General features: G+C 65.6%; 27 protein-coding genes and 1 tRNA gene. 8 read left to right on the plus strand and 20 right to left on the minus strand.

The window, feature by feature from the left end; all coding sequences use genetic code 11:
• Position 1: 1 nt before the first annotated feature.
• Positions 2-367, minus strand: coding sequence for a Rieske (2Fe-2S) protein (locus tag ACYG9Y_RS07475; protein ID WP_023739160.1), 366 nt, complete (start codon positions 365-367; stop codon positions 2-4).
• Between the two features lie 36 nt (positions 368-403).
• On the opposite strand from ACYG9Y_RS07475, the gene ACYG9Y_RS07480 reads away from it, so the two are divergent.
• The 3 genes from ACYG9Y_RS07480 to ilvC all read left to right on the plus strand — a co-directional run bounded on the left by ACYG9Y_RS07480 (position 404) and on the right by ilvC (position 2,714).
• Positions 404-862, plus strand: coding sequence for a MarR family winged helix-turn-helix transcriptional regulator (locus ACYG9Y_RS07480; protein ID WP_023668376.1), 459 nt, complete (start codon positions 404-406; stop codon positions 860-862).
• Between the two features lie 143 nt (positions 863-1,005).
• On the plus strand, positions 1,006-1,671 hold the full coding sequence (locus ACYG9Y_RS07485; protein ID WP_245260437.1) for a TetR/AcrR family transcriptional regulator: 666 nt from the start codon (positions 1,006-1,008) through the stop codon (positions 1,669-1,671).
• A 23-nt stretch (positions 1,672-1,694) separates the two neighbouring features.
• Positions 1,695-2,714: a ketol-acid reductoisomerase gene (ilvC, locus tag ACYG9Y_RS07490; RefSeq protein ID WP_013531065.1), complete on the plus strand. Its 1,020-nt coding sequence runs from the start codon at positions 1,695-1,697 to the stop codon at positions 2,712-2,714.
• Positions 2,715-2,793: 79 nt separating this feature from the next.
• Here ilvC and ACYG9Y_RS07495 read toward each other — a convergent pair whose 3' ends face one another.
• Positions 2,794-3,078, minus strand: coding sequence for a PilZ domain-containing protein (locus ACYG9Y_RS07495; protein WP_023685169.1), 285 nt, complete (start codon positions 3,076-3,078; stop codon positions 2,794-2,796).
• A 172-nt stretch (positions 3,079-3,250) separates the two neighbouring features.
• Positions 3,251-3,844, minus strand: coding sequence for a BA14K family protein (locus ACYG9Y_RS07500; protein ID WP_023739158.1), 594 nt, complete (start codon positions 3,842-3,844; stop codon positions 3,251-3,253).
• Between the two features lie 157 nt (positions 3,845-4,001).
• Here ACYG9Y_RS07500 and ACYG9Y_RS07505 point away from each other — a divergent pair, with 157 nt between their 5' ends.
• Both ACYG9Y_RS07505 and ACYG9Y_RS07510 read left to right on the plus strand, forming a co-directional pair.
• A complete protein-coding gene (locus ACYG9Y_RS07505) occupies positions 4,002-5,114 on the plus strand; it encodes an endonuclease/exonuclease/phosphatase family protein (protein WP_023739157.1) in 1,113 nt (370 codons plus the stop codon).
• Between the two features lie 5 nt (positions 5,115-5,119).
• Positions 5,120-5,839, plus strand: coding sequence for an NUDIX hydrolase (locus ACYG9Y_RS07510; RefSeq protein ID WP_023739156.1), 720 nt, complete (start codon positions 5,120-5,122; stop codon positions 5,837-5,839).
• On the opposite strand, the gene ACYG9Y_RS07515 is transcribed toward ACYG9Y_RS07510, so the two are convergent.
• The 4 genes from ACYG9Y_RS07515 to ACYG9Y_RS07530 all read right to left on the minus strand — a co-directional run bounded on the left by ACYG9Y_RS07515 (position 5,836) and on the right by ACYG9Y_RS07530 (position 9,417).
• Complete coding sequence (locus ACYG9Y_RS07515; RefSeq protein WP_023733825.1) at positions 5,836-6,078, minus strand: hypothetical protein; 243 nt, start codon at positions 6,076-6,078, stop codon at positions 5,836-5,838. The two genes, ACYG9Y_RS07510 and ACYG9Y_RS07515, sit on opposite strands and share 4 nt — an antisense overlap.
• 129 nt (positions 6,079-6,207) lie before the next feature.
• Positions 6,208-7,425, minus strand: a complete 1,218-nt coding sequence (locus ACYG9Y_RS07520) for an ABC transporter permease (RefSeq protein ID WP_023739155.1) — start codon at positions 7,423-7,425, stop codon at positions 6,208-6,210.
• Positions 7,422-8,126 carry an ABC transporter ATP-binding protein gene (locus ACYG9Y_RS07525; protein ID WP_023685174.1) on the minus strand — a complete coding sequence of 235 codons (705 nt, stop codon included), beginning with the start codon at positions 8,124-8,126 and terminating at the stop codon, positions 7,422-7,424. Before ACYG9Y_RS07525 ends, ACYG9Y_RS07520 begins: the two co-directional genes overlap by 4 nt.
• Positions 8,127-8,130: 4 nt before the next feature.
• Positions 8,131-9,417, minus strand: a complete 1,287-nt coding sequence (locus tag ACYG9Y_RS07530) for an efflux RND transporter periplasmic adaptor subunit (protein WP_023739154.1) — start codon at positions 9,415-9,417, stop codon at positions 8,131-8,133.
• A 113-nt stretch (positions 9,418-9,530) separates the two neighbouring features.
• Here ACYG9Y_RS07530 and ACYG9Y_RS07535 point away from each other — a divergent pair, with 113 nt between their 5' ends.
• Positions 9,531-10,439, plus strand: coding sequence for a PhzF family phenazine biosynthesis protein (locus ACYG9Y_RS07535; protein ID WP_023739153.1), 909 nt, complete (start codon positions 9,531-9,533; stop codon positions 10,437-10,439).
• A 106-nt stretch (positions 10,440-10,545) separates the two neighbouring features.
• Positions 10,546-10,621, plus strand: a tRNA-Lys gene (locus tag ACYG9Y_RS07540).
• Positions 10,622-10,790: 169 nt separating this feature from the next.
• Here ACYG9Y_RS07540 and ACYG9Y_RS07545 read toward each other — a convergent pair.
• The 8 genes from ACYG9Y_RS07545 to ACYG9Y_RS07580 form a co-directional block, all read right to left on the minus strand.
• Positions 10,791-11,063, minus strand: coding sequence for a hypothetical protein (locus tag ACYG9Y_RS07545; protein ID WP_155923538.1), 273 nt, complete (start codon positions 11,061-11,063; stop codon positions 10,791-10,793).
• A gap of 250 nt (positions 11,064-11,313) precedes the next feature.
• Positions 11,314-12,324, minus strand: coding sequence for a nicotinate-nucleotide--dimethylbenzimidazole phosphoribosyltransferase (cobT, locus tag ACYG9Y_RS07550; protein ID WP_023685178.1), 1,011 nt, complete (start codon positions 12,322-12,324; stop codon positions 11,314-11,316).
• A gap of 24 nt (positions 12,325-12,348) precedes the next feature.
• A complete protein-coding gene (cobS, locus tag ACYG9Y_RS07555; RefSeq protein ID WP_031194701.1) occupies positions 12,349-13,116 on the minus strand; it encodes an adenosylcobinamide-GDP ribazoletransferase in 768 nt (255 codons plus the stop codon).
• Entirely contained in the window at positions 13,113-14,426 is a 1,314-nt protein-coding gene (locus ACYG9Y_RS07560) for a cobyrinate a,c-diamide synthase (RefSeq protein ID WP_023739152.1), read from the minus strand. Before ACYG9Y_RS07560 ends, cobS begins: the two co-directional genes overlap by 4 nt.
• On the minus strand, positions 14,423-15,235 hold the full coding sequence (cobA, locus tag ACYG9Y_RS07565; RefSeq protein ID WP_023685181.1) for a uroporphyrinogen-III C-methyltransferase: 813 nt from the start codon (positions 15,233-15,235) through the stop codon (positions 14,423-14,425). The genes ACYG9Y_RS07560 and cobA overlap by 4 nt, the downstream gene beginning before the upstream one ends.
• Positions 15,232-15,996: a precorrin-4 C(11)-methyltransferase gene (gene cobM, locus ACYG9Y_RS07570; protein ID WP_023685182.1), complete on the minus strand. Its 765-nt coding sequence runs from the start codon at positions 15,994-15,996 to the stop codon at positions 15,232-15,234. Before cobM ends, cobA begins: the two co-directional genes overlap by 4 nt.
• The gene (locus ACYG9Y_RS07575) at positions 15,993-16,379 is read right to left on the minus strand and encodes a cobalamin biosynthesis protein (RefSeq protein ID WP_023685183.1); all 387 of its coding nucleotides are present in this window, start codon (positions 16,377-16,379) and stop codon (positions 15,993-15,995) included. Before ACYG9Y_RS07575 ends, cobM begins: the two co-directional genes overlap by 4 nt.
• The gene (locus tag ACYG9Y_RS07580) at positions 16,376-17,602 is read right to left on the minus strand and encodes a bifunctional cobalt-precorrin-7 (C(5))-methyltransferase/cobalt-precorrin-6B (C(15))-methyltransferase (protein WP_023739151.1); all 1,227 of its coding nucleotides are present in this window, start codon (positions 17,600-17,602) and stop codon (positions 16,376-16,378) included. Before ACYG9Y_RS07580 ends, ACYG9Y_RS07575 begins: the two co-directional genes overlap by 4 nt.
• Before the next feature lie 154 nt (positions 17,603-17,756).
• Here ACYG9Y_RS07580 and ACYG9Y_RS07585 point away from each other — a divergent pair, with 154 nt between their 5' ends.
• Positions 17,757-18,515, plus strand: a complete 759-nt coding sequence (locus ACYG9Y_RS07585; RefSeq protein ID WP_032903654.1) for a cobalt-precorrin-6A reductase — start codon at positions 17,757-17,759, stop codon at positions 18,513-18,515.
• Here the strand turns inward: ACYG9Y_RS07585 and ACYG9Y_RS07590 are convergent.
• The 5 genes from ACYG9Y_RS07590 to cobN are packed head-to-tail and all read right to left on the minus strand — an operon-like array spanning position 18,479 to position 25,785.
• Entirely contained in the window at positions 18,479-19,243 is a 765-nt protein-coding gene (locus ACYG9Y_RS07590) for a precorrin-3B C(17)-methyltransferase (protein ID WP_023700382.1), read from the minus strand. The two genes, ACYG9Y_RS07585 and ACYG9Y_RS07590, sit on opposite strands and share 37 nt — an antisense overlap.
• Positions 19,240-20,013, minus strand: a complete 774-nt coding sequence (locus tag ACYG9Y_RS07595) for a precorrin-2 C(20)-methyltransferase (RefSeq protein ID WP_031199068.1) — start codon at positions 20,011-20,013, stop codon at positions 19,240-19,242. The genes ACYG9Y_RS07590 and ACYG9Y_RS07595 overlap by 4 nt, the downstream gene beginning before the upstream one ends.
• Positions 20,010-20,642: a precorrin-8X methylmutase gene (locus ACYG9Y_RS07600; RefSeq protein ID WP_023739148.1), complete on the minus strand. Its 633-nt coding sequence runs from the start codon at positions 20,640-20,642 to the stop codon at positions 20,010-20,012. Before ACYG9Y_RS07600 ends, ACYG9Y_RS07595 begins: the two co-directional genes overlap by 4 nt.
• Before the next feature lie 2 nt (positions 20,643-20,644).
• Positions 20,645-22,108, minus strand: a complete 1,464-nt coding sequence (gene cobG, locus ACYG9Y_RS07605) for a precorrin-3B synthase (RefSeq protein WP_023739147.1) — start codon at positions 22,106-22,108, stop codon at positions 20,645-20,647.
• Positions 22,105-25,785 (minus strand): cobaltochelatase subunit CobN, encoded by a 3,681-nt coding sequence (gene cobN / locus ACYG9Y_RS07610; protein WP_352608381.1) that lies wholly within the window; start codon positions 25,783-25,785, stop codon positions 22,105-22,107. Before cobN ends, cobG begins: the two co-directional genes overlap by 4 nt.
• Positions 25,786-25,793 lie beyond the last annotated feature (8 nt).

A 25,793-nucleotide genomic window follows, 5' to 3' on the forward strand; every position in this document is an offset into this window, starting at 1 on the left:
GTCACTCTCCCCAGACATAGTTCAACGCGCCGTCGTCGACGCGCGTCGACAGGAACATCAGTCGCGACGCTTTTGGCGCCGGACCTTCAAGCCGATCGCCGCTTTCCATATCGAAGGCGGCACCGTGCCATTGGCAGACCAGCTTGCCGTCCTTGCAGTCGAGCGGCCCGCCGAAATGCAGGCAGACATTGGCGGCGGCACGGACACGCTCGCCGCTGCGCCAGACATGGACCTCGCGGCCGAAGAACGGTGCGATCAGGCTGCCCGTCTGTGGGACGTCGGCGACTTTGCAAATTTCGTGTTTCCATGGATCTTTCCCGGATCGATGCAGTTGAATGCATATAGATGCAAGTGCATTGACCGTCAAGCTTGATGCAACTGCATCTACCGCCTAGGATGGGTCATGACCAAAACAACCACGCCTTCGCCCGAAGCCGTCAAGGCCTGGGCCCGCCTGATGCGGGTTTCGCGCCAGCTCATCGAAAAGGCGGAAGAGGCTTTGAAGACTAGTGGCTTGCCGCCGCTCGACTGGTATGACGTGCTGCATGAACTCGCCGAGGCGGGTGAGGGCGGGCTGCGGCCATTCCAGCTGACCGAGCGCACACTGTTTGCGCAGTATAACATCTCGCGGCTTCTGGCGCGCCTCGAGGCCGACGGACTGGTCGAGAAGCTCAGGGCTGCCGATGACGGCCGCGGCCAGACCATCCGCATCTCGGCCAAGGGCCGTCAGACGCGGCGACGGATGTGGGCTGTCTATGGACGGTCGATTGCGGAATTGGTCGGCGCAAAACTCTCCGCCGAGGAGCTGAAGATACTGGCGAGCCTGCTTGGAGAGCTGCGCCATCCGCCCGCCGATGATTGATCCGTCAGAATCTCGTGGTTTGCTCGGCGGCTCTCACGTCGACGATTTTTCTACCTGACCCCTTGCGTCGAGCATAGGATTGCGCAATATGCCGAACCGTAACGTACGGTACGCCGTTTGAGGCGACCCGGCGACCTCATCGAATGGGCAGGAAATTGTTGCAGGCAAGGGCCGAGATCGATACCAGCGAAGTGCTGACAGAGCGGCAAAAGGCCGTCCTGGACGCGGCTTTGCGGCTGCTGGTCGAGGAGGGCGACAATCTGACCATGACGGCGGTGGCGCGCCGCGCCAGCTGCTCGAAGGAAACGCTCTACAAATGGTTCGGCGACCGCGACGGACTGCTGACGGCGACCGTGCAGTGGCAGGCATCGAAAGTGCGCGTGGTGCCGGTCGACGGTGAGCGGCTCGATCTTGCCTCGCTGATGGCAAGCCTGGAAGGCTTCGCCTCGGACTGGCTGAAGGTGATTTCGAGCGATACCTCGATCGCGCTGAACCGCGTCGCGGTCGGCCATGCCGGATCCGGAAAGGACGATCTCGGCGCGATCGTGCTGGAGAATGGCCGTTTCGCGCTGGCCAGACGGCTGAAGCCGGTGCTGCTTGCCGGCAAGCAGGCCGGGCTGCTCGACTTTACGGATGCCGAAATGGCGTTCCGGACCTTTTTCGGGCTGGTCGCCCGCGACGTGCAGATCCGTCTCCTGCTCGGCGACAGACTGGAATTGACTGAAGCGGCGATCGGCGGCGATGCCGTCCGGGCAACGCAGCAGTTTCTCGCTCTTTATGGAGCAAAAGCCGGGCCGCAAGGCCTCTAATCTCTACGGGAAGGAAGCAAAAGATGCGTGTCTATTACGATCGCGACGCCGATCTCAATCTGATCAAGGGCAAGAAGGTCGCCATCATCGGCTATGGCAGCCAAGGCCGGGCGCATGCGCTCAACCTCAAGGATTCGGGCGCCAAGGAAATCGCCATCGGCCTCAAGGCGGGATCGGCGACGGCCAAGAAGGTCGAGGCCGACGGGCTCAAGGTGATGAGCGTGGCGGACGCTGCCAAATGGGCCGATTTGATGATGATGGCGACGCCTGACGAATTGCAGGCCGACATCTACAAAAACGAAATCGCGCCAAACATTCGTGACGGCGCCGCGATTGCCTTCGCGCACGGCCTCAACGTGCATTTCGGCCTCATCGAGCCGAAGTCGACCGTCGATGTCGTCATGATCGCGCCGAAAGGCCCCGGACACACGGTGCGCGGCGAATACCAGAAGGGCGGCGGCGTGCCGTGCCTGGTCGCCGTCAACCAGGATGCTTCCGGCAATGCGCTCGATCTCGCTCTGTCCTACGCCTGCGGCGTGGGGGGCGGCCGTTCGGGCATCATCGAGACCAATTTCCGCGAGGAATGCGAGACCGATCTGTTCGGCGAGCAGGTCGTGCTCTGCGGCGGCCTGGTCGAACTGATCCGCGCCGGTTTCGAGACGCTGGTGGAAGCCGGCTATGCGCCCGAAATGGCCTATTTCGAGTGCCTGCACGAGGTCAAGCTGATCGTCGACCTGATCTATGAAGGCGGCATCGCCAATATGAACTACTCGATCTCGAACACAGCCGAATGGGGCGAATATGTCTCTGGCCCGCGCATCATCACCGCCGAGACCAAGGCCGAGATGAAGCGCGTGCTGAAGGACATCCAGACCGGAAAATTCACCTCGGAGTGGATGCAGGAATACCGCGCCGGCATGTCGCGCTTCAAGGGCATCCGCCGCAACAATGACAGCCACCAGATCGAGGAAGTCGGCGCCAAGCTGCGCGCCATGATGCCCTGGATTTCCAAGAACAAGCTGGTCGACAAGGCCAAGAACTAACCCGCAATCTTCGGATTGGGAGCAAAGAGCCGGCGGAGCGATCCGCCGGCTTTTTATGCCGGTTTATCGATCAGGATGCTCAGCCATAGTGCCAATGCGGCTTCGGCTCGGTGCCGGTGAACTCGACGCCGATGCGGTCGTCGCGGCGCCAGCGCACGATGGCCTTGTAGCCGATGCCGTCGACCGGCACATAGAGCAGGAACTCGTCCGGCACGCGCGCGTCTATAGACACTTTCAGCTCGGCGCCGCCGGCGTGCATGTTGCGCACCGTGCACTTGACCTCGGAATTGGTGAGGCCGGTCAGAATCGTCGCGCCTTTCAGCACGCGCTGCCGGTGTTTGTTTCGCAATTCGTTGTCGGCCATGACGGCACGTCCTTCGCGACCGGATCGGCGCGATCGTCAGATGGGGCACGATATCACGGATAGGCTGAGCCGATAAACATATGGTTAGCGGTGACCGAGACCAGCCGTCTTTCCCAAAAAATGAAAACGGCGCCGCGATGGGGCGGCGCCGTCGTGTATTGTCGTTTATAGTTCAGCTGTAGGGCGACCAGCATTGCTGGCGCGGGCCACCATAGGGCTGGAACGTGTTGTCCCAGGCCCGGTAGGACCGATAGCGGTCGTAGCACCACTGTACATGGGCGCTGGACAGACGCTGCGTGCGGTAATAGCGGCGGGGCGCCGGCTGCACGTAATAGCCGTCATTGTAATAGCCGTTGTTGTAGTAGCCGTTGTTGTAGATGCTGCCGAGGCCGAGACCCAGGCCGAGGCCGAGAACTGCTGCGGCGCCGCTGTCAAAATCACGGCCGCGATGGTGGCGGTGATGGCGCCAGCGCCAGTTGTCGCCGCCGTTCCAGTTGCCGCCATTCCAGTTGCCGTTGTTCCAGTTGCCTGACCGGGCAAAGCGACGGCCGTCGTGGCGGCGCCACTGCCAATCGTTGAAGGAGCGGCGGTCATTGCCGCCCGCCCAGCTGTCGCGAACCGGTGTGATGTCAGACAATGCGGTGCTTGTCGGCACCGCCAGGTTTGGCTGCAGGATCGGGCCGGCGGCGGATGGCGCCGTGAGACCCGAGAAAAGACCGAGCGCTAACAGCCCGGATTTGACTGTGGACGAAAAGAGCGAGCTCATTGCACTCTCCAAGTGATACAGGCCCCACGCCCAGATATCCCAGGGAAGTGGCCTATTGATGGACCTTGGCGTCTGAACGGAGGATGAACAGAAAGGTTCCATCAGCCATGACAAGCAGCCCTTGTTTTCATGGGCGCTTGCAGGCAAAGGTCAGTCCATGTCGCTGCGCCTCGCCACTTTCAATGTCGAAAACCTGATGAACAGGTTCGATTACTCGGGCTTCCGCAACCAGCTCAACGAAGACCGCACGCTGGCGCTTTTCGACATCCAGAGCGAAGCCGAATACCGGATGCTGGAGCAGGCGCGCGCCATCGCGCAGTCCGACGATACGCGCCAGTTGACCGCGCTCGCCATCGCCGCCACCCGCGCGGACATCATCTGCATGCAGGAGGTTGACAACATCGAGGCGCTGAAGGCGTTCGAGTATGGCTATCTCTTCAAGATGGTGGGCGAGGGTTACCGGCAGAAATACACCACCGCCGGCAATGATTCGCGCGGCATCGACGTTGCCGTGATGATGCGCAACGAGACAGCGCAAGGTCAGCCGATCGAATTCGTGCGCATGACCAGCCATGCCTATGTCACGTTCGAGCAGTTCGGATTGCACACGCCTGAACTCGAGGCGCTCGGCAACCTGGCCAATGAACGCATCTTCCGGCGCGATTGCCTGGAGGTCGACATCAAGGTCGGCGGCGTGCCGCTGACGCTTTACCTCGTCCATTTCAAATCGATGGGCTCGCCGCGCAATGGGCTCGACGGCCGCGAGGCGACGATGCCGGTGCGCATCGCCGAGGCGCAAGCCGTGCGCCGCATCATCGACGAGCGCTTCGGCAAAGAGCACGCAGCCGACAAAAACTGGGCGATCTGCGGCGACATGAACGACTACCGGCAGCGGGTGAAGATCGAGGGCGACGCCGTCGACGGCTACCGCTTCCAGGTGATCGACGAAAGCCAGTCCTGTATCGATGTGCTCACCGCCGGCGGGTTTTGCGAGAATGTCGTCGAGCGGCGGCCGGAGATGGACCGCTGGAGTTTCTACCACACGCGCGGGCCGAAAGAGCGGCATCTGTGCCAGCTCGACTACATCCTGCTGTCGAAAGGGCTGGCGGCGAAGAATGCGACGGCGGCTCCCGACATCATCCGCAACGGCCAGCCCTGGCGCACCATCTTTCCGGCCGGACAGGCGGTGGAGCGCTTTCCGCGCGCCGGCTGGGACCGGCCGAAGGCGTCGGACCATTGTCCCGTCGCAATTAGCCTGGACATGGCTTGAGCGCGGTGAGCTTCGACCTGCCGCGCAACGTCATCCTGCCCGTCGACGAAATCGACGTCCGGCTCGACCCCGGCCCGCATCCGTTCGAGCGCGACAACGCGCAGGCGATAACTGACAACTGGCGGCGTGAGGTTACGGCCAATCCGGCGCTGTTCGACGGCACGGTGGTGCTGCTCTCGGCGCTCGCCTGGCGCGACAACCGGATCGTCGGGCGTTGTCACGCGGTGAAGTACTCGACCTTCCTGCTGTGGCGAAAGAACCGGCAGGGGACGGGCGCCGAGCATGCCTATGGCCACGCCATGCTGGTCGCCGGCGACAACGCCCTGGTGGCGATCCGCATGGGCGCGCACACGGTCCCGGCCGGTAGTGTCTACTTCGCTGCCGGCTCGTTCGAGCCGATCGATTTTCGCGATGGCCGCGTCGATGTCGATTTCAACATGATCCGTGAAGTGCGCGAGGAGACCGGGCTTGACCTGACAGGCGCTGCGCGCGGCAAGCGCTACCATGCGCTGTCGACTTCGACCGGCACGGTCCTCTTCCGCCGCTACCACGTCGACCTGCCGGCCGACGAGATTGCGCGGCGCATCGGCGCCTTCATCGCGACCGAGACCGAGCCGGAGATCGAGGGGCCGGTGATCATCCGCCACGCCGCCGACCTGCCGGAAGGGCTGGCGCCGCATATGAAGCCGCTGGTCGAGTGGCATTTTGGCGGTGGCGGGGGCTAACGGCGCGGATTGTTCTGCGCAGCCTTGCGGTCGTTGCAGGCGGCGACGAGGAACAGGATGACGCCGATGCCCAGCAATCCACCCATGACCATGCCCATCGTCTGGCCGACGACTGCCTGAAAATCGGCGGTGACACGATCGGGATTGGTCATGCCGTAGCGGGCGAGATACCACCAAAGTCCCGCAAGGGCGCCTTCGATGATCACCATCGTCAGAATCAGCCGCGCCTTCTTGCTCATTGCCACTCCTTGACCAGATGCTTTGCTCTAAAATTAGCATCGCAGACCGGACGACAACAAGTATTGCCGATGTCGACAAGCACCCATGCTTGTGGATAGCGGTTGGTTGCGGTGGAGCTGATCTGGCGCTTATTCGTGGCGCAGCGCGTCGATCGGGTCGAGCCTGGCGCCGCGCAGCGCCGGGAAGAAGCCGAACACCATGCCGATCAGCGCCGAAAAACCGACGGCGAGCAGGATGACCACCGGGCTCGGCGCAAACGGTATGGCCAGCGTTGCCGAGGCGAGGCCGGCCAGCGCCAGGCCGATCAGGATGCCGATAATGCCGCCGAGCAGCGACAGCACCGTCGCCTCGACCAGGAACTGGATGAGGATGTGCTTTTCATGCGCGCCGATGGCGAGCCTGATGCCGATCTCGCGGGTGCGCTCAGTGACCGAGACCAGCATGATGTTCATGATGCCGATGCCGCCGACCAGCAGGCTGACGCCCGCGACGGCGCCCAGCATGCCGGTCATGGTGGTGGTGGCGCTGGCCATGGCGTCGGCGATCTGGGTCATGTCGCGGATCGAGAAATCGTCTTCGCGGTCCGGCGTGATGCGGCGGGTGTCGCGCAAAATGTCCTCGACTCGCGGCTGCAATTCGGTGGTCGGGGTGCGGTCGTCGGCGGCGACGTAGATGTTGTCGATGTCGCGGTTGCCGGCGATGCGGCGCTGATAGGCGGCAAGCGGCATCAAGACGACATTGTCCTGGTCCTGGCCGAAGCCGGTATAGCCCTTGGGTTCGAGCAGGCCGATGATCTTGCACGAGGTGCGGTTGACGCGGATGATCTCGCCCTCGGGTTCGCCGGCGCCGAAGAACTGCTGGCGCACCGTTTCGCCGATCAGGCACACGCCGGTGCCGGAGCGTGTTTCCGAATCCGAGAACGGGCGGCCCGACACCAGCTTCCAGTCGCGAGCGTCGAGATAGGCGCTGTCGGTGCCGGTGACGCCCGAGGTCAAGCTCTCGGTGCCGAAAATGACGCGGACTTGTTTCTGCGACGCCGGCGCAATGGCGCGCGCCCCGGCCAGATGTGCGACGAGGGCGGCTACATCCTTGTCGGCCAGAGGCCGTACCGCCTGGTCGAGCCCGCCTGGTCCGCCGCTGCCTGCCGGGCGGCCGGAACGGACGACGAGCAGGTTCGAGCCGAGCTTGGCGATGTCCGACTTGACCTTGGCCGTGGTGCCCGAGCCGATGGTCAGCATGGCGATGACGGCGGCGACACCGATGACGATGCCGAGCAGCGTCAGGAACGAGCGCAGCACATTGCGGCGGATGGAGCGCAGTGAGAGGCGGACGGTTTCCCAGATCATGACGCCAACTCCGACTTGGCCGTGTCGGACGCGACGTGGCCGTCGAGGAAGCGGATGGTGCGCTCGGCATAATCGGCCACATCGGCCTCGTGGGTGACCATGGCGATGGTCAGGCCAAGCTCGCGGTTCAGCCGCGTCAACAGTTCCATGATCTCATGCGTGCGGGCGGTGTCGAGATTGCCGGTCGGCTCGTCGGCGACGAGCAGCGTCGGCCTGGTGACGATGGCGCGCGCGATCGCCACGCGCTGCTGCTGGCCGCCGGAGAGTTCGGCCGGCGTGTGGTGTTCGCGCCCGACCAGGCCGACCTCCGCCAGCGCCTGCATGGCGAGATCGCGGCGCTCGCGGGCAGGAGCGCCGCGATAGATCAGCGGCAGCTCGACATTTTCCGCCGCCGTGGTGCGCGGCAACAGATTGTAGCCCTGGAAGACGAAGCCGATATAGAGATTGCGCAGAAGCGCGCGACGGTTGCGGTCGAGCCGGCCGGCATCGATGCCCATGAAGGAATAGGTTCCGGCAGTCGGCGTGTCGAGGCAACCGATGATGTTCATCGCGGTCGATTTGCCCGAACCGGACGGGCCCATGATGGCGACGAATTCGCCACGCTGGATGGCGAGGTCGACGCCGGCCAGCGCATGGACCTTGGCTTCGCCCTGGCCATAGCTCTTCCAGACCGTGTCGAAACCGATGAGGCCCGCGGCCATGGCGTCAGCTCCGCAGCTGCGAGGTCGTGATAACCTCTGCACCTTCATCCAGCCCGGAGGTGATCTCGGTCAGTTCGCCGTCGGTGGAGCCGATCTTCACGTTGACCGGGTGCGGCCGGCCGTTCTCCAGCACATAGAGCGTGCGTGAGCCGTCGGTGGGCGCCTTCACCGGCTGGCGGCGGTTGCCGCCACGACCCATGCGGCCGGTGAACAGATCGCTGAGGCTCCACGTGCGGGCAGCAGGTGCCGATGGCCGATAGCGAAACGCTGTTGAAGGCACGGTGAGCGCGCTCTTGGCCTGCCTGGTGACGACCGAAACCGTGGCGGTCATGCCGGGCCGCAGCAAAAGCTCGTTATTGTCGACTTCCAACCGTGCATTGTAGGTGACGACGCCGTCGGTGGTGACCGAGGCGTAGGAGATGTCGCGGATCTCGGCGTCGAACGGCCGCTCCGGAAAGGCATCGACGGTGAAGCGTGCATGCTGGCCTGGTTTGACCGCGCCGATATCGGCCTCGTCGACCGCCGCCACCAATTCCATGTTCCTCAAATCGGCGGCGATGATGAACAGAACCGGCGCCTGCAGCGAGGAGGCGACCGTCTGGCCGGGGTCGACGGAACGCGTCAAGACGATGCCGTCGATCGGCGCATAGATGGTGCTCTTGGCAAGGTCGGTCTGCTGCGCCTTGAGATCGGCCTGGGCGATGGCGAGATTGGCCTGCGCACTATCGAGCGCCGCCTTGGAGCGGTCGCGCGTGGCAGTCGCCGCCTCGAGCGACTGATCGGTCGCCATGCCACGCCTGGTCAGTTCGGCCGCGCGGGTGAGGGCGCTTTCGTTCTCCTTCAGGGTTACCGTGGCGTCCTCGACATTGGCGGCAGCGGCCTTGGCCGAGGCTTCGGCGCGTTCGATCTGGACCTCGAGTTTCACCGTGTCGAGCGTCGCCAGCACGTCGCCCTTCTTGACCTGCTGGTTCTCTTCGGCCGAGACCGAGCGGATGATACCGGACAGCTCGCTTGAAATGTCGACCTGGGTGAGGGGCTGCAGCGTGCCGGTCGCCGAAACCGCGACGGTGAGGTCGGCAATGGTAGCCGGCGTGGTGGTGTAGTCGATCTTGGCCGGGGAGCCGGCAAACCACTGGTAGCCTGCCAACCCGGCGGCAAGTGCGATCAGCGCCAGCAGCGCGTAAAGCCAGCCCCGGCGGCGCGTCTTGCGCACGCCGCGCTGATCAAGCCCGAGCGCCGCCTCGATGGCGGAATCCGATTCCGTCTTTGGCAGATTGACAAGCTGGTCCACGCCGGACCCCTATGAAAGCGTAATGTCCCTAGTTGTGCACAGATCAGGCTTGGTGGTTCGAATATCAAATTAAATTTCGGCCATGTTCGGATTGAGGCGGAAGGTTTTTCAAGATGCAGACCCGCAATTACTTGCTCTACGATGTGTTTACGACGGAGCGGCTGGCCGGCAATCCGCTGGCTGTCGTGCTCGACAGCCAAGGGCTGGATACAGCCGCCATGCAGGCCATAGCGCGCGAGTTCAACCTGTCCGAATCGGTCTTCGTGCTGCCGCCGGACAATCCAAAACATCGCAACCGCATCCGCATTTTCACGCCCGACTATGAGATGCCGTTCGCCGGACATCCGACAGTTGGCGCCGCGATCGCGCTGGCCGAACTGACAGGCGAGGGCGAAGCCGGCATCTTCGTGCTGGAGGAGAATATCGGCCCGGTGCGCTGCGCCGTCAGCCGGCACGATGGCGCCACCTTTGCCGAGTTCGACCTGGTGAAGCTGCCGGAGCCGCTGAAGCTCGATGCCGACCCGGAGGCGATCGGCGCCGCCCTCGGGCTGGCGCCGCACGAGATCGGCTTCGAGAATCACCTGGTGTCGTTCTGGTCGGCAGGCGTGCCTTACGTCACCATTCCGGTCGCCAATCTGGAGGCTGCCGGCCGGATCAAGCTCGACAACCAGGCCTGGTCGGAACTGGCGCCGCGCAAGAGCGAATGGGCCTTCGCCAGCCCGTACGTCTATTGCCGCCAGACGGTGAACCATGACAGCGCCTTCCATGTCCGCATGATCGTGCCGGGTACTCCCTCCTATGAGGACCCGGCGACCGGGTCGGCGGCGGCGGCCTTTGCCGGCGCCATCATGCATTTCGATGCGCCCACCGACGGCATTTCGCAGCTGTGGATCGAGCAGGGGCTGGAGATGGGCCGCCCGTCACGTATCCGCTTGGAACTCACTGTCGAAGGCGGAAAACTGGCCTCCGCGCGCATCGGCGGCCATGCCATCAAGGTGGCGGAAGGCAGGCTGTTCGTGTGACCGCCTGCGGCAGTTCAGCGATTTGTCGGGAAATGATTCCGGCAGGGCTGGACAGGACCGGTATCGGCGGCTATATGCCCGCCAACGCCGGTTTTACCGGTCGAGTGGGTGCGTAGCTCAGTTGGTAGAGCAGCTGACTCTTAATCAGCGGGTCCACAGTTCAATCCTGTGCGCACCCACCAAATTTCTAGAAGAGTTGGTGGAAGACCTTGGAATGCCGGACGCGTTGACGCGCCTCGACATGCTGGGGCAGGTTTGCCTTAAACTCGGCGGCCGGTAAGCCGGTGCGCTATTTGGCGAAGGAGTGAAGGCCGCGCTGGATTAAGAAAAGCCCGGAAGCCGAAGCCGCCATCAATTAAAGCCAGTTTGAAACCACGGACTGGTGTCATACCCTAAGCGCGGATTATAATGATCCAGGAAGTTTTCGGCCCTATTTGACGGTCGCGCAACCACGGTGCCTGTCGATTTGCAATCCGGTTTCGCGGTCGGCTTGCTGCCAGCCTTCTTATGAGCTGTAGAACACGAGGTTGTAGCCTGAGCGGTGGCCACCTTTTTCTTCTCTTTCGCAGCAGCTGCTCCGGTAGCGGCCAATACTATTGCTACGCCAAAGACAACGAGTTTCATTGAAAACGCCCTCACCCTGCCCAATCCGTAATGATTGCGCCTGGTCACCGTTACGTCAATCACATTTTGTCGGCAACGGCGGCGAATAGTGCCAGTAAAAAGAGCCCACCACAGAAGCAGCGGGCCAACCCCCAGGTGGGGAATCTTTCAGCGGCCGTGCTGTTCGAGCCACCAGCCCGGAATGCCAGTGATCGGCCCGACGATGGTCAGTGAAGGTTCGGGCCGGCGCCCTCCCGTCAAATCGCTCTAGCTACTTCTCCGAAACACCAGCCTCGGCAAAGCTCGCCATGCCCGTGTGGCACTCCAGCGCCGAGCGGACGATGTTGACGGCTAGGCAGGCGCCGGAGCCTTCGCCGAGCCGCATGCCGAGGTCGAGTAGCGGCGGCAGGCCGAGCACTTCGAGCAGGCGGCGGTGGCCGGATTCGGCCGAGACATGGGCGGCGATGGTGTGGGCGAGGCCAGACGGGTGCAGCCGCGCCAAGGGCGCTGCCGCCGCCGTGCAGACGAAGCCATCGAGCAGCACCGGGACATTGTTGCGGCGGGCGGCGAGCGTGGCGCCGAAGGTGGCGGCGAGTTCTCGTCCGCCAAGGGCGGCGGCGATCTTCAGCGGGTCGGACAGCGCGTCGGCATGGCGCTTGAGGCCGGATTCAATGGCGATGACCTTGCGCTTCAGCCCGGCATCGTCGACGCCGGTGCCGCGCCCGGTCCATTTTTCAGCGCCGCCGCCGAACAGGGCGGTCGAGATGGCGGCCGCCGGCGTGGTGTTGCCGATGCCCATCTCGCCGAAACAGACGAGGTCCAGGTCTTTCGTCACCGCGTCATAGCCAGCCGAGACGGCGGCGAGGAAGTTTTTTTCGTCCATTGCCGGCACGTCAGTGAAGTCGCCGGTCGGATGATCGAGATCGAGCGGGATGACGTCGAGTTCCGCGCCGGCGATGCGGGCAAGCTGGTTGATGGCGGCGCCGCCGCCGGCGAAATTCGCCACCATCTGCACCGTCACTTCCGAGGGAAAGGCTGAAACGCCTTGCGCCGTCACACCGTGGTTGCCGGCGAACACGAAGACTTTGACGCGGTCGAGTTTCGGCATGTCGCGACCCTGCCAGCGCCCCAGCCAGGCGGCGAGAGTTTCCAGCCGGCCCAGGCTGCCTTGAGGCTTGGTCAGCGTGTCCTGGCGGCGGGCGACGGCGTTGGCGGCGGTATCGCTGCCGGCAGGCAGATCGAGACAGGCGGCGCGCAGTTCGTCGAATGATTTGAATGGCATGGGGAAGGAATCTCCGGGGAAGAATCAGGACAGGGAAACGGAAGCGACGAGCAGGACAGTGATCTCGCCCAGCTGCTGCAGGGCGCCGATCGTGTCACCGGTGTGGCCGCCAATCTGGTTGAGGCAGAGCGCGCGCAAGGCGCTGAACACGAGAGCGAGCAGGATCAGTGCGGCAAAGGCGCCGCCGAGCCCCAGAGTCAGAAGCGGGATGGCCCCGAGCACGGCGCCGAGAACAGCTGTCTGGGTCGAGACGGTCCCGGCGCCGGCAGACAGGCCGTCACTGCGCGCCGCCGGCGCCAGATGCATGAACGCGCCGAGCAGGCCTCGCGAGGCGGCATGGGCGGCGATCAGCGCGAAGAGAACGCTTGTCGGATCGGCCAGTTGCGACAGCGCGCTCCAGCGAATGAGCATCGACAGGCCAAGCGCCGAAGCGCCATAGGCGCCGATACGGCTGTCGCGCATGATCTCGAGTTTTTTATCGCGCGTCTTGCCGCCGCCAAAGCCATCTGCGACATCCGACAGCCCATCCTCATGCAGGCAGCCGGTGGCGAGCAGGGTTGCTGCAAGCGCAAGTGCGGCCGCCGGCCCAGCGGCGAGACCGAGCTTTACCCCGATGGCGTAGACGACGGCGCCGACCAAAGCGACCGCGAGGCCGGCGGCAGGCGCCGCCCAGATCGCATCGGCCAGGCTGCGGCCACGAAAGTCGAAGACCGGCAGCGGCAGCCGGGTGAAGAAGACGAGGCAAAGCGCGACGTCGTCGAGCGCTTGCCGGGGTGAGGGCACGGCGGTCATGCACTCCTCGCAATGGCGTGGAAGAAGGTGCCGCTGACAAGGCCGCGGCGATAGCCGGAGGCGCCGAGCGGATTGCCCTGGCCATCGGCTAGGTCGGCCAGCGGCTCGTCATTGCCGGTGGCGATCATCTGCGCATAGTGGAATTCATGGCCACGGATCAGCGCGCCTTGCGGCCCCAGCGGACAGGCGGCGCGCAGGCGTGCCTCGCGGTAGCCGAGGTTCATCTTGCGCTTGGCAAAGCTGGTGGAATGGCCGAGCAGGCCAAGCATGGCGTGCGTCTCGCCGGCCGCGTCCTCCAGCGCTTCGCCCAGCACCATGAAGCCGCCGCACTCGCCATGGATGGGTTTGGTCTCGGCAAACCTTGCCATGCCAGCTCGGAAATTGGTCGCCGCCGCGAGGCGGCCGGCGTGAAGCTCGGGATAGCCGCCGGGCAGCCAGCAGACATCGCAATCCTGCGCCGGTGCTTCGTCGGCGAGCGGCGAGAACGGCACGATCTCGGCGCCGGCCTGACGCCAGTGGGCGGCAACGTGCGGATAGAGGAAGGTGAAAGCGGCATCTTCGGCGAGTGCGATGCGCTGGCCGGGCGGCTGCAAGGCATTTTCGAAACTGCCCGGTGACGGCGAAAACGGCGCGGCCAGCGCCATGATGGCGTCAAGGTCGAGGGATTTCTCGACCATGTCGGCGAGGCGGTCGAGATGCGTCATCAGGTCGGCATATTCGCCGGCTTGGACGAGGCCGAGATGGCGCTCCGGCAAATTGAGCGTGGGATCGCGCAGGATGGCGCCGACGACCGGCAGGCCGAGCGCTTCGATCGCCTCGCTGCACAGCTTGCGGTGGCGCTCGCTGCCGAGGCGGTTGAGCACGATTCCGGCCATGCGCACATCGGGATCATAGGTGGCAAAGCCCTTGGCGACGGCGGCCGCCGTCGTCGACTGTCCCGAGACGTCGAGCACCAAAAGCACCGGCAGGTGGTAGAGCCGCGCCAGATCGGCGGCCGAGCCGGTGCGGCCTTGTCCGGCCGGGATGCCGTCGAACAGGCCCATGGCGCTTTCGAGGAAGATAAAATCGGCGTCCTCGGTGGCATTGCCGGCCAACGCGTTGAGCAGGTCAGGCGACATCGCCCAGCTGTCCAGGTTGACGCCGGACAGGCCGGTGGCGGCGGTATGAAAACCCGGATCGATATAGTCGGGGCCGGACTTGGCGCCGCGCACCTTGATGCCGCGCCGGGCGAGTGCGCGCAAAATGCCGATGGTGACGCTGGTCTTGCCGGAGCCGGAACGCGGCGCGCCGATGATGATGGCGCGGGTCATGCGTTACCCGCCAGTGCCGCGCGCATGGCGACGATGCCGCCGACGACAATGAGGGCCGGCGAGGCCAATTCCGCCGCGGCGGCCGCTTCGGAAATGGTGGCGAGTGTCGCGACGACGGTCCGCTCCTGCGGTGTCGTCGCCGAAACGACGACAGCCGCCGGCGTCGACGGCGCCAGCCCGCCTTCGAGCAGCGACGCGGCGATAACAGGCAGATTGGCCATGCCCATATAGATGACCACCGGCTGGCCGGTGCGGGCGATCGCGCCCCAGTCGAGATCGTCATCTGTGCCGGCGGCATGACCTGTCGCCAGGATGATCGCCTTGTTGATGCCGCGCATGGTTGCGGGAATGCCGGTGGCGGCCAGCGCGCTCAGCCCCGATGTCAGGCCGGGCATGACGCGGAAAGGGATTTTTTCGCGCGCCAGCGCCAGCGCCTCTTCGCCGCCGCGGCCGAAAATATAGGGATCGCCGCCCTTCAGCCGGACGACGCGGCGGCCCTCGCGTGCCAGCCGCACCAGCAAAGCGGTGATATCGTCCTGCCTCATGGACGGTTTGCCGCCGCGTTTTCCTGCAAAGAACAGCTGGGCATTGTCCGCAACGGCGACAACGTCAGAGGAGACCAGCGCGTCATAGACCACAGCGTCGGCCTCGGCCAATGCCGCCAGCACTTCCAGCGTCAGGCAGCCGGGATCGCCGGGGCCGGCGCCGGCCAGCCAGACATGGCCCGGCTCAAGCCGGCGCGGCTTGAAGTTCAGCCGGGCAAGGGCCTGTTCGAGCGTGGTGTTTTCGCTTTTGGTCTTGCCGCTCACAATCCGTCCCGTCCCCGGAAACGCCGCTGGTAGTGGGCGTCGTACAATGAACTCTCGCCAAAACCTTCCGCTGCCAGCGAGCGGCCGACGAAGATGATCGCCGTGCGCTCCATCGGGTCGGCGGCGAGCAGTGCCTCGATCGTGGCGAGCGTGCCGGTCAGCACGTGCTCGTCCGGCCATGAAGCGCGAAAGACGATCGCCACCGGGCAATCGCCGCCATAATGCGGCGACAATTCGGCGACGACTCGGTCGATGGCGTGGATGGCGAGATGAATGGCCAGTGTGGCGCCGGTGCGGCCGAAGCCGGCCAGCGTTTCGCCCGGCGGCATTTTCGAGGCGCGGCCGGAGACGCGGGTCAGCACCAGGCTTTGCGCCACCTCGGGAATGGTCAGTTCGCGGCGAAGGGCTGCGGCTGCGGCGGCGAAAGAGGGAACGCCCGGCGTCAGCGTGTAAGGAATGCCGTGTTTTTCCAGCCGGCGGATCTGCTCGGCCACGGCGCTCCACACCGAGAGGTCGCCGGAATGCAGGCGGGCGACATCGTGGCCGGCCTGGTGGGCTGTCACATATTCGACCTCGATTTCGTCGAGTGACATCGGCGCCGTATCGATCAGTTTGGTCCCCGGTGCGCAGTGTTGCAGCAATTCCGGCGCGACGATCGAGCCGGCATGCAGACAGACCGGGCAGCTTGCCAGCAGCTTGGCGCCGCGCAGTGTGATGAGGTCGGCGGCGCCGGGACCGGCGCCGATGAAATGCACGGTCATGGCGCGTCTCCGCTGATGGCGATGGCGCAGGTGACCGGGCCGAGCACGGTGCGTGGACCAAGCAGCTTTGCACCGGGGCCGGCAACGGTAAGGGCGGAGGCTTCTGAGACGGAGGGTGTGCCGGCGAGATCCTGCGAGAGATCGGATTTGCTGAGTGCCTCCGACGAGACGGCCTGAAGTGCTGCGTCATCAACGATGATGACGGGAAGGTTGAGCGTGCGGCCAGCGGCAGAGATCGCTTCTTCGTCTTTCTTGAGCGCGGCGGTCGCCAAGGCCGACAGCGCCGTTATCGCCAGCCCGTGCGCTTCGAGGGCGGTTTCGATCGCCGCGAGCACGTCTTCGACGCTCACGCCCTTCCGGCTGCCGATGCCCGCCACCATCATGGCTTCACCCAGCTCCACTGGGTGACCGGCATGGCCGGGCGCCAGGCCTGCATCGAACCGACAGGAGAAGCGCGGGAAATGGTGATGCGGGTAAGGTCGCCGCCGCGCTTGATGTGCTCCGCGAGAAGCAGCGCCTCCATCTCCAGCGTCACCGCATTGGCAACGAGACGGCCACGGGATGGCAGCGCCTTGATGGCGGCGTTCAGTACGCCGGCGTCGCTGCCACCTCCGCCGATGAAGATCGCATCCGGCGTGTCCAGCCCGGCCAGTGCCTTGGGCGCCGACCCTTCCACCACGACAAGACCGGGCACGCCGCAATGCGCGGCGTTGCGGACGATGCGGGCGGCGCGGTCGCTGTTGGCCTCGATGGCGATGGCGCGCATCGAGGGGTGAGCGAGCATCCATTCGATGCCGATGGAGCCGGAACCGGCGCCGATGTCCCACAGCAATTCGCCACGCCTCGGCGCCAGCGCCGCAAGCGTGATGGCGCGGATGTCGTGCTTGGTGATCTGGCCGTCGTGCTCGAACAGATGGTCGGCGCGGCCAACGGTCAGCGGCAGGATGCGGGCCTCTTGTGTCGATTCAAGCTCAAGCGCCAGCACGTTGAGCGGATTGATGTCTCTGAGATCGAAAGCGTCGGCACGTGCCAAGCGAAGCTTCTCGTTCGGTCCGCCCAGCGCTTCCAGAACGGTCAGCCGCGAACCGCCGAAGTCGAGCTCTGCGAGCAGGCGCGCTATTGTCGCTGGTGCGTCGCCGTCCGATGTCAGCGCCAGGATGCGCGCCCTGGGATGCAGCAGCGGCCGGATCAGATCGAGTGGGCGGCCATGCAGCGAGATCACTTCGATGTCCTGCAACGCCCAGCCGAGCCGTGCGGCGGCCAGCGAAGTCGCTGACGGCGCGGGGATAACATGCATTTGCCCAGGCTTCACCTTGCGGGCAAGCGTAGCGCCGACACCATGGAAGAACGGATCGCCGGAGGCGAGCACGCAGACCTGCCGGCCGGCCAGCGCCAGCACGTCTGCCATGCCGGCATCGAAAGGAACCGGCCAGGCGCGCGCCTCGCCCTTGGCCAGGGAGGCCACCAGCGCCAGATGCCGCTTGCCGCCGAAGACGAATTCGGCTTGCGCGATCAGCCGCTTGGCCTCGTCGCCGAGACCCGCTAAACCGTCCTGGCCGATGCCGACGATTGTAAGCCATTTTGGCGTGGGCTGTTTTTTTGACATGTCGCGCCGCCCCTCATCCGCCTGCCGGCACCTTCTCCCCGTGTAGTGACGGGGAGAAGGGAGAAGCTCCGGCTCTGACGCCTCCCTCTCCCCGTTCTTCACGGGGAGAGGGTAGGGGTGAGGGGCAGCGCCGACGCTGTTCAACATGGTGCTCATGAAGAAGATTCTGATCCTTGGCGGCACGACAGAAGCGCGCCAATTGGCCGAAAAACTGGTGGAAGATTTCCGTGTCACCCTGTCGCTGGCCGGCCGCACCGAAAGCCCGGTCGCGCAAGGCGTGCCGGTGCGCAGCGGCGGATTTGGCGGCGCCGACGGGCTGGCCGCCTATCTCAGGGAGGCGGGCATCGACCTGCTGATCGACGCCACACATCCCTATGCGGCGCAGATATCCGCCAATGCGGCGCAAGCCTCGCGCCTGACCGGTGTGCCGATCCTGGCGCTGCGCCGTCCCGGCTGGAAGCCTGTCGACGGCGACCGCTGGACGCAGGTCGATACGACAGGCGATGCGGTGCACGCGCTTGGATCGACGCCGCGCCGCGCCTTCCTGGCGCTCGGCCGGCAAGAGGTCGCGGCTTTCGAGGCGGCGCCGCAGCATCACTACCTCATCCGCAGCGTCGATCCGGTCGAGCCGAAACTGGCGGTGCCGGATGCGACCTACCTTCTGGCGCGCGGGCCGTTTCGCGAGGCGGATGAACGCGCACTGCTCGAGGAGCACCGCATCGATGGTGTCGTGTCCAAGAACAGCGGCGGTGAGGCGACCTACGGCAAGATCGCGGCGGCGCGGGCGCTCGGTATCGAGGTGGTGATGGTGCGCAGGCCCATCCTGCCGGAGGTGCCGTCGGCCGAAACTGTCGAAGCATTGGCCGCGATGATCGATCATGGTCTCGACCCCGTCGCGGAGCGCGGCGTGTAGACCAGCGCCGGTTTGTCGCCGCGCTTGATGATCCGTGTTTCCGGCGAACCGATGATGATGCAGGTCGCCATGTCGGCTTTTTGCGCGTCGACATCGGCCAGCAAAAAGACCTCGATGCGCTCGTCCGGGCGGCCGGCGGCGCGGCCGAAGATGACCGGCGTGGTGCCGGGCAGGATGGCGGCCAGGCATTCGAAGGCACGGCCGAGCTGCCAAGGGCGCGCCTTGCTGATCGGGTTATAGAGCGCGATGACGAAGCCGGCGCCGGCCGCCGCCAGGAGGCGCAGTTCGATCAAGTCCCACGGCTTCAGATTGTCGGACAGCGAGATGGCGCAGAAATCATGGCCGAGCGGCGCGCCGATGCGGGCGGCAACCGCCAGCATGGCGGTGACGCCGGGCACGACAGTGACATCGACGGTGCGCCATTCGGCCGGACCGGCCTCGATCGCCTCGCAGACGGCGGCCGCCATGGCGAACACGCCGGGATCGCCGCCGGAGACGACGGCGACGTCATGGCCGTCCGCCGCCTTTACCAGCGCGTCCTTGGAGCGGGCGAGTTCCTCGCGATTATCCGAGGCGACGCGGGTTTGATCCGGGCGAAGATCAAGCCGGTCGAGATACGGCTTGTAGCCATAGAAGAACTTTGCCTCGGCGACGGCGCGGCTGGCTTGCGGCGTCACCTGGTCGGCATTGCCGGGCCCAAGGCCGATGACGGTGAGCCGGCCGCTCACGGCGTGCCTCCCATAACGCCAGGCCGGCCGGACCAGCCGGCGACCAGCACGATGGCGAAATAGGGGGCCTTGTCGTCCGGCTTGTCGGCGAGCTTCAACGAAACGCTGCCGGCCATGGTGCCGCGCTCGACATAGACGGCGCGGGTCAGTTTGCCGGTGGCTTCCAGCGCCCGCCTGATCTTGGGCAGGTTGCGGCCGACCTTCATGATGACGGCGGCATCCGTGTCGGCGAGACGGCGTGTCAGCTCGAACTCGCTCATCGTGCCGGGCAAAACCGTCAGGACATCGTCGCCCTGGACGATCGGCACGCCGGTCTGCGACCAGCAGCCCGACATGGCGGTGACGCCGGGGATGACTTCGGTCGGGAAGCGATGGGCGAGGCGGACATGCAGGTGCATGTAGGAGCCGTAGAACAGCGGGTCGCCTTCGGAGAGCACGGCGACCATGCGGCCGGCTTCGAGGTGTTCGGCGACCTTCTCGGCCGACTCCTCGTAGAAATCGGTGATCTGCGAACGGTAGTCGTCGTGATCCTTGTCGATCTCGGTGGTGACGGGATAGAGAAGCGGCAGTTCCAGCATATCCGGCCGGAAACGCGCCTCGACGATGGCGCGCGCGTTGCTATTGTTGCCGCGCTTGGCGAAATAGGCAACGACATCGGCCTCGGCCAGGACGCGCGCGGCTTTCAGCGTCAAGAGTTCGGGATCGCCGGGACCGGTGCCGACGCCGACGAGGCGGCCTTTTGCCAGATCTTCTTTGACAGCTGCGTTCACAGGCCGGGCCTCGCCAGCGAATTGAGCGCGGCTGCAGTCATGGCGCTGCCGCCAAGCCTGCCGCGCACGATGGCGTAGGGCACGCCATAGGAATTCTGCACCAGCGCATCCTTGGATTCGGCGGCCCCGACGAAGCCGACCGGCATGCCGATGATCGCCGCCGGCTTCGGCGCGCCGTCGCGCAATTTTTCCAGGAGATAGAACAGTGCCGTCGGCGCATTGCCTATGGCGACCACCGAACCGGCCATACGCTCGCCCCACAGATCGATTGCCGCGGCCGAGCGGGTGTTGCCGATCTGCTTGGCGATGTCGTGCGTGCGCGGGTCGCGCAAGGTGCAGATCACCTCGTTGCCGGCCGGCAACCGGGCGCGGGTGACGCCATGCGAGACCATTTCGGCGTCGCAGAAGATCGGTGCGCCGGCCGTCAAGGCGCTGCGGGCGGCGGCAACGAAATCGCTGGAGAAAACAAAATGACTTGATGCTTCGACCTGGCCGCAGGCATGGATCATGCGGATGGCAATGTCGGCCTCGGCCTCGGAAAAGCGGGACAAATCGGCCTCGGCGCGGATGATGGCAAAAGAGCGCTCATAGATGGCGTTGCCGTCATGGATGTAATCGTAGGCGGCCATGCTTATTCCTGTCGGTAGCTTTCGGCGATTGCCGCCGGTCCGAGCCTTGTCAGGCAGGCGGCGGCGGTTTCACCTGGATATTGAGCGCTGCGGACCATCGCTGCGACGCGACCGATGCCGCGCGCGGCGTCATAGCCCGGCCTGTAGCCCGCAGGAAGGGCCTTTGCCGTCGCGTTCACGACAAGTCCGGCTCCGTTTTCGCCGCCGACGATTGTTAGCGCGGCAGAGCCGGGGTGAGCGCAGCCCTTGGCGCAGCCGGAAATGTGCAGTGTGAAGTCGAGGATATCAGCGTTTTCGGCGGCGATTGTCTCGGCGATGTCGCGCGTGGCGATGCGGCCGGAGGCACACGCAGGGGTGCCGGGGCAGGCGGCGATGCGGGTGCGCGGGTCGGCGGCGGTGGTGACGAAGCCGAGCGCGGTGGCGGTGGCCTGCAGGAGGTGGTTTGCGGACGATGGTTGGCCGAGGAAAAGCAAGGCGCGGCCGGGGGCGAGGCGGATTTCGGCGACGCCGAGGGACAGGGCGCTTTGGGCGAGGGCGATGAGTTTTTCGGCCGGCATGCTGCCATAGGGGAGGGCTATGCCGAGAGCGGTGGTGTCGTTGGATAAGGGGAAAAGACCGATAGGCCGGCGATCCTGCACACCCCCCTCCGTCCTGCCGGACATCTCCCCCTCAAGGGGGGAGATTGCGTCTTCGTGGGCGATTTCGCCAATTTTCAGCGTCGAAAGTGGAGAGCCGCCGGCGACCCTGCTGATCTCCCCCCTTGTGGGGGAGATGTCCGGCAGGACAGAGGGGGGCGCGAGGGAATGCCAGCTTGCGAGAGAGGCCAATTGCCTCTCCGACAAATCCCGAGAATGTGCGTCACGCCCCTTCTCGGCAACCATCCTCAGCGCAGCAACCGCAATATCGCGCGCTGCATCCTCATCGGCCGTCGCAAGCGGCCTCGCGCTTTGACCGTCAACAGCGACAGATACAGTCCACAGAACGCTAGCGCCGTCCCGCACCGCCTTCAGCCTGACATCGGCCGTCACCCCATCCATCGTCAACTGCCCGTCGCCATCGACAACCACCGAAACCTTCGGCCCGAGCCTTGGCGTCAGCCCAGCTTCCTCGACCGCAGCCCTGACCCGCTCAGCCAAAGATCGCGGATCGGCAATCTCCCGCGGATCGATGCCGGCCAGCGGCCCGGTCTCGACCGGCACGCCGGTACGCACTGCAATCCCCAGTGCATCGACCTCCGCCGCCAACAGCACCGCACTTTCCGCCGTCAGGCCGCGTATCTGCAGGCTGCCTCGTGCGGTCACTTCCATGATGCCGTTGCCGCGCTTCAAGGCGGATTCGCAGAGTCCGATCAGCGACTTGGGGGAAAGCCCTCCAGCAACCGGGTTGAGCCGCACCAGCAGGCCATCGCCGGTCTGCATCGGCGCCGAGAGAGCCGGACAGGCGCCGCGGCGCGAGAAGGCGTTCATGCCGCGACCCCGAGCGCCTCGGCCTCGGCGATCAACGCCGCGAGATCGTCGTCGATCGCGTTGCGCAAGGGATGCCAGAGACCACGCCGGCGCGCCGACAGGAAGCGTTCGGCGATGACTTTGGCTGCGGCCGGGTTTTCGCGCAGGATGAAGGCGCGGACATCGGGATCACCGACATAGGCATCATGCACGGCCTCGATCAGCGCGCCTGAAATGGCGTGCGTGGTTTCAGCGAAGCCGATGAGGCGGTCGACCGTTTCGGCGAATTCGGAGGCGCCGCGCGGGCCGTGCCGCATCTGGCCGGCGATGAAACGCGCATTGACGGCTCGCGCCCGCACAACCCGCGACACAGCCTCGCCGACCGAGCGCGGCTTCGGCTTGTGCGGGTCGGTGGTGTCGAGCACGATGACGTCGGCATTTCGGCCGAGCGTCGCAAGTGCAGCCGAAAAGCCGCCGATGAAGGCGACGTCGGCGGAGCCCTCGAGAATGTCGCGGCCGGGATCGTCGCCGGTGTGGACGAGCAGATCGGCCTCGGCGATGCGGGTCTCGAAAGCGCCGGGGGAGGCAATGCCTTCGCCCTCGGCGCCGCCATAGGCATGCGATGTCGCATCGAGATAGGCGCGGCCGATTTCTTCGCGCCCGACCCAGTCGCCGCTGGACAGCAGGTCCTCGACGCCGGCGCCGTAGGTGCCGGGCGAGGTGCCGAAGATGCGCGGGCCGATCTTGCCATCGGCGCGGGTTCTGGCGGCGAGCGGGTTTTCCGAATCGTCCTCGTCGCGCGCGGCTACGGCGTTGGCGGCGGCGTCGATCAGCGCGATCTGGGTCGGGAACATGTCGCGGAACAGACCCGAAATCCGCCAGGTGACATCGACGCGCGGGCGACCGAGCGTGGCCGGCGGCAGCACTTCGATGCCGGTGATGCGGCCGGTGGCCGAATCCCATTGCGGCCGGCAGCCCATCAGCGCCAGGCCTTGCGCGATCTGCTCGCCGCCGGTGCGCAGCGAGGCCGAGCCCCAGAGGTCGATGACCAGCGAGCGCGGCCAGTCGCCATGCGACTGCATATAGCCGCGCACGACTTCTTCTGCCGCCGCCTTTCCCAGATCGTAGGCGGTCGGCGTCGGCATGGTGCGCGGGTCGGAGGTGAACAGGTTGCGGCCGGTGGGCAGCACGTCGGAGCGGCCACGCGCCGGTGCGCCCGCCGGACCCGCCTTGATGTGACGGCCGTCGAGCGCGGCAAGAAGTGCTGCTTTCTCGGCCTCCGCGCTTTGCACGCGCATGGCGTCGGGCTCGTCGTCGGGAGCGCGGCCATAGATGTGCAGGCCGTCCTTGATGGCGAAATCCTTGAGGTCGCAGAGCCAGGCGTCGATGCGGCGCAGCGCCTCGTCGGGCGCGTCGGTTTTGGCGACGCCGGCTTCGGAGGCGAGGCCGGTCTTTTGCGCGGTGTCGACGATCAGCTTGGCCAGACGATCGCGCCGGCGGCGGTCGAGGCCGTCGGCCTGGGCGTATTCGTCGACGAGGCGCTCGAGCTTGTGCTGCTCTTCATCAAGGCCAGCAGCTGCCAGTGGTGGCGGCAGATGGCCTAGCGTGACGGCTGCTATGCGCCGCTTGGCTTGCGCCGCCTCGCCGGGATTGGAGACGATGAAGGGATAGATGACGGGCAGCGAGCCGGTGGCGATCTCGGGGAAGCAGTTTTGTGAGAGCGCAACCGTCTTGCCGGGCAGCCATTCCAGCGTGCCATGGGCGCCGACATGGATGAGAGCATGGATGCGGAGCGATTTGCGCAGCCACAGGCCGAAGGCCAGCAGATCGTGGCGCGGCGGCAGCGTCGGGTCGTGGTAATCGGCGCGCCGGTCGGCCGAGCGGCCACGGTCGGGGGCGAGAGCGACAGTGATGTTGCCGAAGGTGGCGGCGCGGAAGGGGAAGCCGCTCTTACCCTCCCCCTTGTGGGGAGGGTGGCCCGCAGGGCCGGGTGGGGGTGGTGCACCGCTACCCCCACCCCGTTTCGCGCCATCCGCTTCGCGAATGTCGCGAACCGACCCTCCCCACAAGGGGGAGGGTGAAGGAGCGCCCCATGCCGCCTCGACTGCAGCCAGTGCATCAGCCGGCAAATCCTTTGAGAAGTCCAGATACTCATCCAGCCCCAGCCCACCATCGCTCCGCTCCAACGCGTCCAGCAGCGCACGCGGCGTTTGCGGAATCCCTTCAACGTCGTAGCCCTGCTCCTTCAGGTCATGCAGCATGGCCAGCACGCTGGACGGCACATCCAGGCCCACGGCATAGCCAGTGCGGCCGGGCGCACTCGGATAGTCCGGAATGAGGATCGCCAACTTACGCGTCGCGCGGGGCGTCTGCTGCAACCGTGTGAACGCCGCTAGCCTGTCCGCCACTTGCGCCACGCGATCCGGTTCCGGCCGGTTGGCGAAGGCGCGGTGGCCGAGCGCCGGGTCGGTCTCGCTCTCGCCCTTGAAGGAAATCGCGCCGGCGAGGATGCGGCCGTCGAGTTCGGGCAGCACGACATGCATGGCGAGGTCGGCGGGCGCCAGGCCGCGCTGGTTGTTGTCCCAGACGTCGCGGCGGGTGGTGGCGACGATGACCTGTAAGACCGGCACGCCGGCGCGGTCGAAGAGCGTTTCGACGCCGGGTTCGGCACCGGAAGCGAAGGCCGTTGCGGTGATGATGGCGGTGGGCTTGAGCGTGGCCAGCGCGGTTCCGACGAAGGCCAGGGAGGTCGGGTCTTTGAGGCTGGAGACGAAGATCGGGATCGGTCTCATGCCGCGCTGGCGGAGTGCATCAAAGAGGGCATCGATTGGCGCGACATCGGCGGCCAGCAGCATCGAGCGGTAGAATAGGATGGGGATGATGGGAAGGTTGATGTTGTCTGCGCCGAGTTCCCGCCCACCCCCCTCTGTCCTGCCGGACATCTCCCCCGCAAGGGGGGAGATTGCGCTGTCATCGACGCTTTCGCCAATCGGGGATGTTGCAGAGGAATCTATTATCGACTGGGCAGAAAAAGTGCCGAGGTCCGCGCCGGCTGATCTCCCCCCTTGCGGGGGAGATGTCCGGCAGGACAGAGGGGGGTGTGAAGGAACGCCGACATCGGCCAAATCCAACTTGCCTACGACGCCGCGGCCTGGCTCGTAGTAGCCAGCTTTCGGCACGCTGACCGGCTCTGCAACCGCCGCATCCGACCCAGCCAACCCCGCCAGCCGCTGCATCAGCGCTGCCATATTCTCCGGCCCGCCCTCGCGGAAATAGCCCAGCAGGCCGTCCAGCTCCTCGCGCGGCAGCGTCGAGGCTTCGATCAGCCTGAGATCCTCGTCGTGGCTCTCGCCCGGCAGCAGCGCCAGCTTGATGCCGTTCGCACGGGCAGTCGCGGCAAGCTGGTCGCAGCCATAGCGCCACCAGTCGTAGCCGCCGAGGATGCGCACCAAAATCACCTTGGCGTGGCGGGCGACGCTGTCGATCCAGAGGTCCACGGACATGGGATGGCGCAGGTCGCGCAGCGCCGCCAGCCGCATCGACGGCAGGCGGACGGCATCGGCCGTCCAGGCCGCCGCGAGGCCGGCGAGGTCGCTGTCGGTGAAGGACAGCGCCACGATATCCGCCGGCGTCTGCCGGAGATCAACTGGCTCGGCGAGATCGTCGAGCGAGGCGGAGGTCGTGGCGAGTATGTGCATCGCGGCTT

The organism is Mesorhizobium sp. W050 (assembly GCF_054719535.1).

Excerpts from the sequence above, each read along its gene's own strand:
- ACYG9Y_RS07480 (WP_023668376.1), top strand. The coding sequence starts at position 404 with ATGACCAAAACAACCACGCCTTCGCCCGAAGCCGTCAAGGCCTGGGCC.
- ACYG9Y_RS07485 (WP_245260437.1), top strand. The coding sequence starts at position 1,006 with ATGGGCAGGAAATTGTTGCAGGCAAGGGCCGAGATCGATACCAGCGAA.
- ilvC (WP_013531065.1), top strand. The coding sequence starts at position 1,695 with ATGCGTGTCTATTACGATCGCGACGCCGATCTCAATCTGATCAAGGGC.
- ACYG9Y_RS07495 (WP_023685169.1), bottom strand. The coding sequence starts at position 3,078 with ATGGCCGACAACGAATTGCGAAACAAACACCGGCAGCGCGTGCTGAAA.
- ACYG9Y_RS07500 (WP_023739158.1), bottom strand. The coding sequence starts at position 3,844 with ATGAGCTCGCTCTTTTCGTCCACAGTCAAATCCGGGCTGTTAGCGCTC.
- ACYG9Y_RS07505 (WP_023739157.1), top strand. The coding sequence starts at position 4,002 with ATGTCGCTGCGCCTCGCCACTTTCAATGTCGAAAACCTGATGAACAGG.
- ACYG9Y_RS07515 (WP_023733825.1), bottom strand. The coding sequence starts at position 6,078 with ATGAGCAAGAAGGCGCGGCTGATTCTGACGATGGTGATCATCGAAGGC.
- ACYG9Y_RS07520 (WP_023739155.1), bottom strand. The coding sequence starts at position 7,425 with ATGATCTGGGAAACCGTCCGCCTCTCACTGCGCTCCATCCGCCGCAAT.
- ACYG9Y_RS07525 (WP_023685174.1), bottom strand. The coding sequence starts at position 8,126 with ATGGCCGCGGGCCTCATCGGTTTCGACACGGTCTGGAAGAGCTATGGC.
- ACYG9Y_RS07535 (WP_023739153.1), top strand. The coding sequence starts at position 9,531 with ATGCAGACCCGCAATTACTTGCTCTACGATGTGTTTACGACGGAGCGG.
- ACYG9Y_RS07545 (WP_155923538.1), bottom strand. The coding sequence starts at position 11,063 with ATGAAACTCGTTGTCTTTGGCGTAGCAATAGTATTGGCCGCTACCGGA.
- cobT (WP_023685178.1), bottom strand. The coding sequence starts at position 12,324 with ATGCCATTCAAATCATTCGACGAACTGCGCGCCGCCTGTCTCGATCTG.
- cobS (WP_031194701.1), bottom strand. The coding sequence starts at position 13,116 with ATGACCGCCGTGCCCTCACCCCGGCAAGCGCTCGACGACGTCGCGCTT.
- ACYG9Y_RS07560 (WP_023739152.1), bottom strand. The coding sequence starts at position 14,426 with ATGACCCGCGCCATCATCATCGGCGCGCCGCGTTCCGGCTCCGGCAAG.
- cobM (WP_023685182.1), bottom strand. The coding sequence starts at position 15,996 with ATGACCGTGCATTTCATCGGCGCCGGTCCCGGCGCCGCCGACCTCATC.
- ACYG9Y_RS07575 (WP_023685183.1), bottom strand. The coding sequence starts at position 16,379 with ATGATGGTGGCGGGCATCGGCAGCCGGAAGGGCGTGAGCGTCGAAGAC.
- ACYG9Y_RS07580 (WP_023739151.1), bottom strand. The coding sequence starts at position 17,602 with ATGTCAAAAAAACAGCCCACGCCAAAATGGCTTACAATCGTCGGCATC.
- ACYG9Y_RS07585 (WP_032903654.1), top strand. The coding sequence starts at position 17,757 with ATGAAGAAGATTCTGATCCTTGGCGGCACGACAGAAGCGCGCCAATTG.
- ACYG9Y_RS07600 (WP_023739148.1), bottom strand. The coding sequence starts at position 20,642 with ATGGCCGCCTACGATTACATCCATGACGGCAACGCCATCTATGAGCGC.
- cobG (WP_023739147.1), bottom strand. The coding sequence starts at position 22,108 with ATGAACGCCTTCTCGCGCCGCGGCGCCTGTCCGGCTCTCTCGGCGCCG.
- cobN (WP_352608381.1), bottom strand. The coding sequence starts at position 25,785 with ATGCACATACTCGCCACGACCTCCGCCTCGCTCGACGATCTCGCCGAG.